Below are 12199 nucleotides of genomic sequence, written 5' to 3'. Positions count from 1 at the left end.
AATAAAATTACCTCCTGAGATATTTAAAAGTTTGATTGGTATGTTAAGGCAAGGCTGATTAAGCAGCCTCAGACTGGAGAAGAGTCTCATCTTTCTTCTCCAGCGCACGACTCCAAGCGGTTAGGAATACAGCGGACAGAACCATTATAGCACCCACCCAAGTGGTATGAATCAGTCCCATATGATCCGTGACGATACCGCCAAGATAGGCCCCGATGGCAATGCCAGCGTTAAAAGCAGCAATATTCAGCGCAGATGCCACATCTCGCGCACTCGGAGCATATCGATCTGCAAGTGTAACTACGTGTACTTGTAGACCAGGTACGTTCATGAAGGCTAACAATCCCATAAAGAAGATCGTAAGTAGTGCAGCCACTTTGAAGGGTGCGGTAAAGGTTAAGACGAACAGTACAACAGCTTGTATAGCAAACATGTAGAAGAGGGCATTCATAGGGTTACGGTTGGCTAATTTGCCTCCAATGACGTTGCCGATGGCGATCGCTATGCCATAAACAAGAAGGATGATGGCAACGGTACTCTCTTTGAAACCGCTGATTTGATGAAGAAGTGGAGATAAATAAGTAAAGACTACAAAGGTACCTCCATACCCTAAAGCAGTGATTGCGAAGGCAAGCAGTAACCGTCCGTTCTTCACGAGTTTGACTTGTTCGCGAAGCGGTGTTCGGGTTCCTTTGCGCAGCCCTGTGGCAGGGACCAAGATCAGATTACCGATAAGCGCTATAAGCCCGATGGCAATAATGGCGATGAATGCAGCTCTCCAGCCTAACTGTTGCCCTAGAAAGGTACCCAGTGGCACACCGGTAACAGTAGCTACGGTTAGCCCTGTGAACATGATCGCAATAGCGCTGGCTTTACGATTCTCAGGCACAAGGTCGGCGGCAATGGTCGAAGCAATCGACATGAACAGACCATGCGAAAGGGCAGATATTACTCTAGCTATTAGCAGAATTGTAATACTGTCCGCAGCCGCGGCAAGGCTATTGCCGATAATAAATACAATCATAATGATAAGCAATAATGTTTTGCGCGATATCGCCGTGGTCAGCGACGTTAAGATTGGGGCGCCAAAGGTTACCCCTAAAGCGTACAAAGTAACAGTTAATCCAGCTGTGGTCAGCGGTATATTCAGGTCATCAGCGATTAAAGGCAGCAGCCCTACACTGATAAACTCGGTGGTTCCGATCGCAAAGGCGCTAATGGCTAAAGCCAGGAGTGCCAGGGTACTTCTTTTTTGGTTTAACAACATGTCTCTCACTCCTACACTCTGATAATCACCGGCCGGTAAGTGCAATTATGAAGGCATGAGTCATTTAAGTATAGTACGTACTTTAAAGTGCTATAGGTACTAAAAAGTACCTATAAGAAATCACCTAAGGATATTGTCATCCATTCCTAGAAAATTATCCGCAAAAAAGCGTTGGGCTTCCTTCAGTTGAAGGGAATACCAACGCTTTGATGATTGATCTATTGTGTTCAGTATGTTATTCGAAGCTGTATTTGATTCCCCATTGTTCTCTAACATTACTCATAATGTCCATGACATCTAAGGAGAGCTTGAGGGTTTCCTGGTTGCTGTTTGCCGCGATATAGCGCTGCATATCCTCGATTTCGTATTGTAGCGCTTTGGAAGTATCGCCGGCTTCGATCGTTTCTAGGGTGCCATCTAAATATTGAATTGTAGCTGTAGAGGCCCGTGGGAAATTGTCTACAGTAATAAAGCCAAGTTCTCCAGCAACGACGCCGCGTTTAGGCATTTTGGAGCGCATGGTAAGGGAGATGATCGCCATTTCATCCGCATCGTTGTTCAGAATGATTCCGGATTGTTCATCGACGCCTGTCTCAAAACGTTTCACTGTCGTTAGAATTTCCTGTGGCTGTTTGGACAGGAAGAATCTTGTGAAGGACAAGGCATACGTCCCAATATCCAGCAGCGCTCCGCCCGCCAGATCTTTGCTGAAGAAACGGTTGTTCACATCATATTCTTTATGGCTGCCAAAGGAGACCTGCACCATTTTGAGGCGTCCGATCTTACCTTCATCCACGATTTTCCGTAGCTTTTTGTACAGTGGCATATGGTAGATGGTCATAGCCTCTGCGACGACTAAGCTTTTTTGTTTAGCAAGCTCGGCGATTTCCTGCAGTTGTTTGCTATTTACGGTGATCGCCTTTTCACAGAGGACATGTTTGTTATTCTGCAAGCTTTCTATGATGTATTCGTAGTGGTTACTATGTGGTGTTGAGATGTAGACGACATCAATTTCTGGATCTTGCAGCATTTCGCTGTAATTGCCATAAGCCTTCTCCGCTCCATATTGGCTCGCGAACGCCTGGGCTTTCTCTAAGGTTCGTGATCCTACCGCATATAAAGTTCCGCCGATGTCATTTAGAGCAGCCGCAAATTCAGTAGCGATACTTCCCGGGCCGATGATTGCCCACTTCAGATTGTTCATGGTTAGCACCTCGCCTGTTTTGATTGTTTGAGCTTACTTAGAGATTACCTTGATTCCATTTGAACCAGCCACAAGTGCTGAGGTAACTTCTTTCGTGAATAGGGAGGTCTCAATGACCCCGTTAATGGCTTTGAGTTCAGTTTGAAGAGCAGTGCTATCCTCTACCTTGTCAAAAAAGACATCCAGCAGCACATTGCCATGATCACTGACCGTATACCCATCTTTACTTGCGCTTGTTCGAATCTCAGGCTTGCCGCCCAGCGATTTCACGGAATGTTGAACATAACTAAGAGCATCCATAAGAATTTCCAATGCTACGGGATGCTTGAAGGTTAGCTTGTTCACAAGTTTAGTTTCATCTACCAGCAATATATAATGATCCGCCATACTAGCAATCAGTTTTTCTTTCGTATGAATGCCGCCACCACTCTTAAGCGCATGCAGTTGCTCATCCACCTCATCACAGCCATCAAAAGCAACAGCTATTCGGTCAACGGACCAAGTGGGTACAACCTGCAATCCATTTTGGACACAGAGTGAAGCTGTAGTGAAGGAGGGGGTCACTACCTTTACTCGAAGATCTGCTTCTTTAATATTCCCGATTAAATAGGAAATCGTACTACCCCCACCTAAACCAATGGTTGTGTCGTTCTCAATATACTTTAGAGCTTCTACGGCGCAACTTTTCTTTCTAAAGCCCATATTCAAAGCCGATCATCTCCATTAAAAAATTGATAATTTGCACATTTGTGCAATATAATATAAAATGTGCAAAATAATCGTCTACAGTATAACTAGGGGTTATGGATTCGTCAAATCCTTGAAAAAAGCGAGGAGTTCTATCATGGATCGAAAAGAAGACAAGAAGCTGCTCATTAAGATTGCACAAATGTACTATGAGCAGAATTTAACGCAAAGTGAAATTTCTAATGAACTTGGCATATATCGCACCACCATAAGTAGGATGCTGAAGAGAGTCCGTGAAGAGGGCATCGTTACAATCACCATCAATTACGATATTGGAGATCATTGTACACTGGAGCAGGAATTGAAAGAACGGTTCGGGCTGAAGGAAGCCATTGTTGTAGAGGTAGATCCAGCCCAGTCAGGGGTGAACAAACGTAAAGCCATTGGACAGGCTTGTGCAAGATGGCTGGAGCAAGTGGTTCAGCCGAAAGATACGATTGGGTTCTCTTGGGGAAGCAGCTTAGCTGCCGTTGTAGACAATCTGACCCTCGGACAGAGGCCTTTTGTAACCTGTGTTCCTACGGTGGGTGGTCCATCTGGAAAGATGGAGAGCGGATACCATGTCAATAATATCTGCTACCAAGCTGCCTTAAAGTGGGGTGCGCGCTCATTAATGATTGACGTGCCAGCGATCACGGAGCAAAAGGAAACCAGAGATCAACTGATGCGTTCGCAGTATTATCAGACCATTGCCAAGGCATGGGATCGGCTGGATATCGCTATATTCGGCATTGGATCACCGGAAATTAAAGGCGAAGAGGCATGGCGTGGATTTTATGGCGATGCTGTGATTGATGAGCTGGAGGACGGGAAAGTAGCTGGTGATATTTGCTCGCGTTTTTATAACGGCAATGGATTGCCTGTACGCACAGCAATATCGGACCGAACGTTGACCATTGAGCTGGAGCAGATCAGGCGAGCGAGGTACGCTATTGGTGTAGCGGAATCGCTGGAGAAGGTTTCTGGGATCTTGGGCGCGCTAAATGGCGGGTATATGAATGTGCTCGTAACGACCGAAGAAACGGCGCAGAAGATCTTGGAGTAACCCCTACTAAATGTAAACAATTGAATTTCGTGAAAATAACCTGAAAATGGTATGCAAAACACTAAAAATTTTGCTTGTAAGCACCAGACAGAGCGTGTAAGATATACAAGGTATTCATATCGAACATTAATAAAACTCATATAATCTTGGGGATATGGCCCATAAGTTTCTACCGGATAACCATCGTAATTATCCGACTATGAGTGAAATAGCGCATCTAGGGTTCCGCTTTCTTCTTTGGAGGAAAGGTCTGGACCGAGCGATGCGGACACTATGTAGTGTTACACCACTAAGGGACAAAAGCCCAGAAGGACAGATTCACTTGAGAGAAACGACTCAAGGGATTTGTCCTTTTTTTGTTTTTTTAATGAAGAGGAGAGATTAGTTCACGATGAAAGTACTTCAAGAGCGCATTAGACAAGAGGGTCTTATTTTATCAGATACGGTACTGAAGGTAGATTCATTTCTGAATCATCAGGTCGATACGGAGCTAGCGCTGCAAATCGGTCAAGAGTTCAAAAAGTTGTTCGGTCATCAACCGATCACGAAAGTAATTACTATTGAAGCTAGTGGGATTCAGTTTGCCATGGCTACTGCGATTGCATTAGGTGTACCGTTTGTTTATGCGAAGAAAAAGAAAGCAGTAACGCTCTCAGAGGCTGTCTACTCAGCGCCTGTACATTCCTTTACTCGCCAAGAGGATTATCTGGTCAGTGTCTCTCAGAAATATCTTGGGCCGGATGACAAGGTGCTTATTGTGGATGATTTCCTCGCTACTGGTGCTGCTCTTGTAGGACTGGTTGATATCGTAAAAGAGGCGGGAGCAAAGCTCCTTGGCGTCGGTTGTGTCATTGAAAAGAGCTTCCAGGAAGGCCGGAGCCTTCTGGAGAACAGAGGCATAGAAGTCCATGCCTTGGCCCGTATTGCATCTATGTCACCAGGTGAAATTCACTTCATTGATAATGAAAGCTCATTAGAGAAAATCAAGGAGAGTGCGGGATGTTAAGCAAGCAAAAGGTATTTACGTTAGGTCTTCAGCATGTCCTAGCCATGTATGCAGGAGCAGTAATTGTACCGCTGATTGTTGGGGGTGCCTTGAAGCTAAATGGGACTCAAATGGCTTACCTCATCGCAGCCGATTTGTTCACTTGCGGATTGGCTACACTGCTGCAAATAATGGGCACCAAGTATTTTGGTAGCAGGCTCCCAGTTATTCTTGGATGTACCTTTACAGCTGTTGGCCCGATTATTGCGATTGCCTCGACACATAATCTGGCGACTGCGTACGGTGCGATCATTATTTCCGGTTTGTTCGTTGTTCTTGCGGCCCCGCTTTATGGGAAGCTGCTGAAGTTCTTCCCGACCATTGTAACGGGTTCTGTCGTGACCATTATCGGGTTATCTCTTATTCCAGTAGCCATGAATAACGTTGCTGGCGGAGAAGGCAGCGCTGATTTTGGACAACCCCGCAATTTGCTGCTTGCACTAATTACACTACTTGTCATTTTAGCAGTTAATCGTTTCGCCACTGGATTCCTGCGCTCGATCTCAGTTCTGGTAGGTCTTGTGGTGGGTACAGCGATTGCTTATGGAATGGGTATCGTTAACTTTTCTACGGTAGGTGACGCTTCTTGGGTAAGCATCGCACAACCGTTCTACTTCGGATGGCCTGAGTTCAGTCTTACTGCAATCTTCACTATGATCATCGTTAATATTGTTAGTATGGTGGAGTCTACTGGGGTTTATTTTGCAGTTGGTAAAGTAATTGATCAGAAAGTTGAACAGAAGCAGATCGTAAACGGACTGCGTTCCGAGGGAGTAGCAATTATGCTGGGCGGAATCTTTAATGCTTTCCCATACACTGCTTTTTCTCAAAATGTGGGTTTGATTTCGCTGTCTCGCATTAAGACCCGTAATGTTATTTTTGCCGCTGGCGGGATCATGATTGTACTAGGACTCCTACCTAAGCTGGCTGCCTTGACGACGATTGTACCGAATGCCGTACTTGGTGGAGCCATGATTGTCATGTTCGGATCGGTTGCCGTTTCCGGGATATCCATTCTATCCGATGTGGATCTCCGTAAGGATGGTAATCTACTGATTGCTGCTTGTAGTATTGCTGTTGGCTTAGGTTCAGCGACACTTCCTGCAATGTTCGCAGAGCTGCCTGAATTTGCCCGAATGCTGCTACAGAACGGTATCGTATCCGGTTCGCTTACAGCGATTGTGCTGAACATTGTCCTCTCCAAGACAAAGGATGATGTGCAGGTAGAGGATAACACTGTACCTGTTCTTGCTAAGGAATCTCAAGTCTCCTAAACTAATTTGATTCATAATAAAAGACCAAGCCTGGGTGAAGTATAAACCTAAGCTTGGTCTTCTTTTGTGTTCGGTGCTTGTGCATTTGCACAAAAAAATAGGTTGTCCCGTCAATATAATTGGGTTTGTAAGCGCAGTATACTCAGTTTAGAAAGCGTTATCAAAACACACACTTTAAAGTGTCATACTTTTATATTAAGGGGGCAACTAGAGATGGAAGGCACAGTAATTAACTGGATGGGCGCTGTTGCAGGATTGATATTAGCCGTCGTATTGATTTTTAAAAAGGTTAATCCGGTCTACGCACTCTTTTTAGGCGCAATTGCCGGAGGGATATTGGGCGGCGCTTCTATTGCGGAAACGGTACAGTATATTATCGATGGAACGAATAGTGTAATGGGGGCAGTTGTACGTGTACTCGCGGCAGGTGTGCTGGCGGGGGTACTGATTGAATCAGGTGCAGCCGAACGAATGGCTGAGACCATCGTAGACAAGCTTGGTGAAAAGAAAGCCTTATTGTCTATAGCACTAGCTACTATGATTATTACAGCAGTTGGTGTATTCATCACGGTAGCCATCATTATCGTCGCTCCGATTGCTTTGTCTGTGGGTAAAAAAATCGGCATTTCCAAAACAGCCTTACTACTCGCTCTGGTTGGTGGCGGTAAAGCAGGTAATATTATTTCTCCAAACCCAAATACCATTGCCGTAGCGAAGGGCTTTGATGTAGATTTGGCTCAGGTGATGATCCATGGGTTCATCCCAGCTGTTGCGGGTCTGATTGTCACTGTTATTATTGCTAATCTCTTAGTCAACAAAGGTGTGAAAATCGCAGACGGCGATGTTGTAACGAAAGAGGAAGATACCTCTAAGGTTAAACCAAGCTTCGGCCGTGCTATCGTCGCTCCAGTTGTCGCTATTCTGCTTCTGGCCATTAATCCGGTCGGAAATATTCTGAATATCGAATTGCTGAAATCCTTTAAAGTTGACTCTATGATCATCTTGCCTCTTGCCGGTATTATTGGACTGATTGCTATGAAACAGACGAAGAACATCATTTCTTTTACAACCTCAGGGTTAAATAAAATGACAGGTACAGCCATTATCCTGATTGGTGCTGGTGCTATCGCTGGCATTATCTCAAAGTCTGACTTAAGTGCTACGGTTGTTGATGCAATTACAGCTATGGGGATCTCAGGAACCTTCCTTGCTCCGATTGCAGGTATCTTGATGGCGGCCGCTACAGCGTCCACATCTACGGCTTCCATTGTGGCAGCCGGATCGTTCGGGCCCGCTATTCTATCTATGGGGACAGCGCCACTTAATGCGGCGATTATGGTGCATACCGGGGCTACAGTGATTGATCATCTGCCACATGGTAACTTCTTCCACGTCACTGCGGATTCCGTTAAGATGAACATCAAGGACCGGATGTCACTGATTCCTTACGAAAGTCTCGTGGGTCTGACAATGGCTATCGTTGCTACTATACTTTACGGCTTCATCCTATAATAATATCTCTAACTAGAAGGGACAGATATTCTATGAAAAAAGACCTGGTTATCGTTCTGGCACCGGATTCTTTCAAAGAAAGTATGACAGCTAAAGAAGCTTGTGAAGCCATGGAAAGAGGCATTCATAAAGTGAATTCTAATATAAATTGTATTCATGTACCTATGGCGGATGGCGGCGAAGGAACGATGCAGTCCTTAGTCGATGCAACCGAGGGCACCGTATATACTACTAAAGTTAAAGGCCCTCTTGGCAATGAAGTTAGCGCATCCTACGGAATTACAGGTGATGGATTGACAGGCGTACTGGAAATGGCCAGCGCGAGCGGCATTCAGCTGGTATCCCCTGAGGAACGTAACCCTTTGATTACAACAACTTACGGAACAGGACAATTAATCAAAGCCTGTCTGGACCGTGGTGTCAGCAAACTGCTAATAGGTATCGGAGGTAGTGCCACCAATGATGGAGGTGCCGGGTTGGTTCAAGCGCTAGGCGGCAGACTTCTGGACGAAGAAGGGGATGAACTGATATTTGGCGGCGGTGAGCTTGGCAGATTAGCAAGGATCGATTTGAGTGAATTTGACCCTCGCCTGAAGGATGTGCAGGTTGAAGTGGCCTGTGATGTTACGAATCCATTATGTGGTCCGACCGGAGCTTCTAATGTATTTGGTCCGCAAAAGGGTGCTACTTCAGAGATGATCAAACAGCTCGACAGTAATCTTCAGCATTATGCGAGTGTCATCAAGGAACAGCTTGGAAACGATATTATGGATATGCCTGGAGCTGGTGCAGCCGGTGGACTTGGTGGAGGGCTGGTAGTGTTTTTAAACGGAGTGTTAAAAAAGGGCATTGAGCTTGTCATTGACTACACCGGACTTGAAGAAAAGGTGCAACAGGCTGATATGGTGTGGACCGGGGAAGGAAGCATCGACTTCCAGACTCAATATGGCAAGACACCGTTAGGCGTTGCCCAGGTCGCTAAGAAATATAATAAACCCGTGCTAGCCTTCGCGGGACGGATCGGCGATCAGACAGAAGTGCTGTATGATAAAGGAATCGATGCTATTTTTGGCATTATGCCAGGTGCGGCTTCATTGGAGGATGCCCTGAAGAAAGGGCAGGAGAATCTGGAAAGATCCGCTGAGAACGTGGCCCGGCTAGTCGCACTGAACCAAGGTTGATCATTATAAAAAGCGACGGAGATATTACATCATCCTTATTATTCCTACGAGAAACGGTTATCGTCTTTTAAGGACGACAACCGTTTCTTCTTGTTTATTTTTAAGGTAGAAGCTTTCTGAGTAGAATATACAGGAACAGGAGGGGCAGACATGAAGATATCCAAATCACTCGCAGGACAAATCGCACAGGAAATGATGAGTGTAGTTCCTTATAACATTAATGTTATGGATGAGAACGGCTTTATTGTAGGGAGTGGAGATCTAAAACGGGTTGGGACCTTACATGAGGGAGCGAGAATAGCCATTCAAAGTGGGCATGTCTTTGAGGTATACGAGGACGGCATTGGAATGAAGCCAGGGGTGAATGAACCCATTATTATAGACCGTAAAGTTTTGGGTGTGGTAGGCATTACGGGACATCCGGATGAGGTTAGACCGTTTAGCAAGCTGGTCAGAGTTACTACCATATTACTTATAGAGCAGGAAGCAAGGAATAAGCAGGAACAGGATGACAGAGTAAAGCGTGTGAAATTTTATCATGAATTGTCTTATCGTAAAGAGGCGTATGATCTTGAATTTCTAGAACGGGCGAGTAGCTATGGGCTTGATCTGAAGAAGAAATGCTGGGCCATCCTGGTAGATGGAGACGTGAATGGGAAGGAGTTCAGAAGCGTTTTTAGATCCTATCCGCATTACTGGAATTTGGAGAACGACAAGGCTGTTTTTTTCATCACAGATGGATTTCTCTATAAAGAGCTGATAGGAAAGCTTAGTGCTTGCGGTGATGTGAGACGGATCGGCTCTGGCGAGGCAGAGGAGTTAGCCGCTTATTCGTTGGAACAGGCACAGGCGGCCATTCATATTGGCAGTAGAGTCGATCCACTCAAAAAACTATATACCTATGCAGAATTGAGGTTTCTAATACACTTATCCTATGAAGGGGATGAGCGGCCAGGGACGATTTATGCTCTTCTGGATCAGTCGGGAGACAAGACGGGTCTGATTGAAACACTGCAAGTATTTATTGCGGAGAATGGAGATCATAATCGAACGGTACAGAAGTTGAATATTCACCGAAATACACTGAATTACCGACTTAACCGCATTCATACATTGACGGGTAAAAATCCACGCAACTATATAGAGCTGTTCGAACTGGTATGTGGATTGATGTGGCGCAAGTAATTTCCTCTTCTAATTGCCAACCTCTTTTTATAGGCATAAAATTAGTTGAGCATGTATAGATAAATTAGGACAGGGATGGAGTAGGAATGAATGAGAAAGTAGGAATGAATGATAAAATTGTCATGCCATTATGGACGATGTGCCTCTTTATTGTAGTGATGAACACAACGATGTTTAATGTATCGCTTCCAACCATTATTCAGGATCTCCAAATTTCTGCTGACCTAGGCTCATGGGTCATTTCCAGCTATTCGATTGGATATGCGTTGTCGACGGTTATTTATAGCCGGTTATCAGACTTGGTGCCGATTCGCAAGCTCTTGACCATTGGCTTAATTACGCTTGGGACAGCATCAGTGTTTGGATTGTTCGCACATGACTTTAATATGCTATTGATTACAAGAATCCTACAATCTGCGGGCGCCGGATCTATGGCTGGATTGGGGCTTGTACTCGCCAGTCGCTATGTTCCGATTGAAAGACGCGGTGCTGCTATTGCGATGATCTCGGCGGGTAGTGCAATGGCCTTTGGTTTGGGTCCTATTGTGGGAGGTGTCATCAGCCAGTACTTTGGCTGGAACGGATTGTTCGGCATAACTTGCCTTGTGCTTATCGTGCTGCCGGTATTGCTGCGGTTATTGCCTAAGGAACAGCCACAGCCTGCAAGCTTTGACATCCTGGGGGCGGCGCTGACCGTTGTAAATGCTGCAAGTTTACTGGTAGCTGTAACTACCCAGTCGCTTGTATGGCTTGCGGTGGGTGTAGTGTCTATTATCGTGCATGCCGTACATCTGAAGAAGGCCAAGGAATCATTCATTAATCCGCAGCTGCTTACCATGCCGGGTTACTTGAAACTGGTTGCCGTAGGCTTTTGTATTCTGGTGCTGAACCTAGGGAACTTGTTCCTGATGCCGCTTGCGCTCGCTAATCTGTTCGATAAATCAGCGCTGATGATTGGTTTGTATATCGCACCGGGAGCGCTATTATCTGCATTTCTGACCCGTTATGTGGGACGTTTTATTGATCGGTACGGTAATATACGCTTCTTAGTGATTGGACATTGTATACTTGCAGCCGTTATGGCTGTGTTTGCCCTGAATCTTTCTGTATCACCTGTAGTACTGCTGCTAGGTTATCTATGCTTCTCTCCCGCTTTCTCAGCTACGATGGCATCCTTAAACAATGAAACTTCTATAGTTCTTCCAAGGACTTGGATTGGTTCTGGTATGGGACTTTTACAACTGGTTCAATTCTTCGGAGGCTCTGTATCTGTTGCAGTCTGCGGGCTTTTGCTGCATGCGCAGCGTGATATCTCCCCTGCAAAAGCATATCAGCATGTATACGGCGTGTTGCTCCTCGTTTGCTTGTGTTCGTTAGGAATTCTTCTTTTATATAGACGTTCTAACGCCAAGAGAAAGGTTGGGCAGTCTATGCACGCCTAGAACTGAAACGAAAAGGTAATAAAGACGTATCAGATGCTATAGCAGAACTAAGGAAGGAATGGTAATAATGGACAATGGGATGAATGTAATCTTATTTGAAAAAATGCCGGAAGGCGGGCTGCGAGTCATTGAGGAACGCACGTGGAGCATGAATATGATCGCAGCGTTAGAGCATGTCAATTATATTGTGGTTGGCAGTGTTGAATATGAAACGGTTGAAGGACGGCTGAACGTAGATGAAGGCAAGCTGGAGCTTTTACTTGTTCCAATGCACAACGAATGATTGAGATAAGGGAA

11 protein-coding genes and 1 riboswitch are annotated in these 12199 nt (G+C 45.3%); of the genes, 8 read left to right on the top strand and 3 right to left on the bottom strand.

What is annotated here, in order from left to right; translation table 11 throughout:
* Positions 1-58 precede the first annotated feature (58 nt).
* From H70737_RS28580 to rpiA, 3 genes are all read right to left on the bottom strand, one after another.
* The gene (locus H70737_RS28580) at positions 59-1267 is read right to left on the bottom strand and encodes an MFS transporter (RefSeq protein WP_042192796.1); all 1209 of its coding nucleotides are present in this window, start codon (positions 1265-1267) and stop codon (positions 59-61) included.
* 235 nt (positions 1268-1502) lie between these two features.
* Entirely contained in the window at positions 1503-2471 is a 969-nt protein-coding gene (locus tag H70737_RS28575; RefSeq protein ID WP_042192794.1) for a Gfo/Idh/MocA family protein, read from the bottom strand.
* A gap of 33 nt (positions 2472-2504) precedes the next feature.
* Positions 2505-3173, bottom strand: coding sequence for a ribose 5-phosphate isomerase A (gene rpiA, locus H70737_RS28570; protein ID WP_042194692.1), 669 nt, complete (start codon positions 3171-3173; stop codon positions 2505-2507).
* A gap of 142 nt (positions 3174-3315) precedes the next feature.
* On the opposite strand from rpiA, the gene H70737_RS28565 reads away from it, so the two are divergent.
* The 8 genes from H70737_RS28565 (at position 3316) to H70737_RS28530 (ending at position 12185) form a co-directional block, all read left to right on the top strand.
* Positions 3316-4263 (top strand): sugar-binding transcriptional regulator, encoded by a 948-nt coding sequence (locus tag H70737_RS28565; RefSeq protein WP_042192792.1) that lies wholly within the window; start codon positions 3316-3318, stop codon positions 4261-4263.
* A 116-nt stretch (positions 4264-4379) separates the two neighbouring features.
* Positions 4380-4483: riboswitch (purine riboswitch) on the top strand.
* A 171-nt stretch (positions 4484-4654) separates the two neighbouring features.
* Positions 4655-5269, top strand: a complete 615-nt coding sequence (locus H70737_RS28560) for a xanthine phosphoribosyltransferase (RefSeq protein WP_042192789.1) — start codon at positions 4655-4657, stop codon at positions 5267-5269.
* Complete coding sequence (locus H70737_RS28555; protein ID WP_042192787.1) at positions 5263-6582, top strand: nucleobase:cation symporter-2 family protein; 1320 nt, start codon at positions 5263-5265, stop codon at positions 6580-6582. Before H70737_RS28560 ends, H70737_RS28555 begins: the two co-directional genes overlap by 7 nt.
* A 213-nt stretch (positions 6583-6795) precedes the next feature.
* On the top strand, positions 6796-8094 hold the full coding sequence (locus H70737_RS28550; protein WP_042192785.1) for a GntP family permease: 1299 nt from the start codon (positions 6796-6798) through the stop codon (positions 8092-8094).
* 32 nt (positions 8095-8126) lie between these two features.
* The gene (locus tag H70737_RS28545) at positions 8127-9275 is read left to right on the top strand and encodes a glycerate kinase family protein (protein ID WP_042192783.1); all 1149 of its coding nucleotides are present in this window, start codon (positions 8127-8129) and stop codon (positions 9273-9275) included.
* A gap of 150 nt (positions 9276-9425) precedes the next feature.
* Positions 9426-10460 (top strand): CdaR family transcriptional regulator, encoded by a 1035-nt coding sequence (locus H70737_RS28540; RefSeq protein WP_042192781.1) that lies wholly within the window; start codon positions 9426-9428, stop codon positions 10458-10460.
* An 86-nt stretch (positions 10461-10546) separates the two neighbouring features.
* A complete protein-coding gene (locus H70737_RS28535; RefSeq protein WP_231573360.1) occupies positions 10547-11902 on the top strand; it encodes an MFS transporter in 1356 nt (451 codons plus the stop codon).
* Positions 11903-11969: 67 nt separating this feature from the next.
* Complete coding sequence (locus H70737_RS28530) at positions 11970-12185, top strand: hypothetical protein (protein WP_042192779.1); 216 nt, start codon at positions 11970-11972, stop codon at positions 12183-12185.
* Positions 12186-12199: the final 14 nt, after the last annotated feature.

The organism is Paenibacillus sp. FSL H7-0737 (assembly GCF_000758545.1).
GTDB lineage: Bacteria > Bacillota > Bacilli > Paenibacillales > Paenibacillaceae > Paenibacillus_AQ.
Note: the sequence above shows the minus strand (reverse complement) of the source record. Positions and strands in the feature narration are given on the sequence as shown.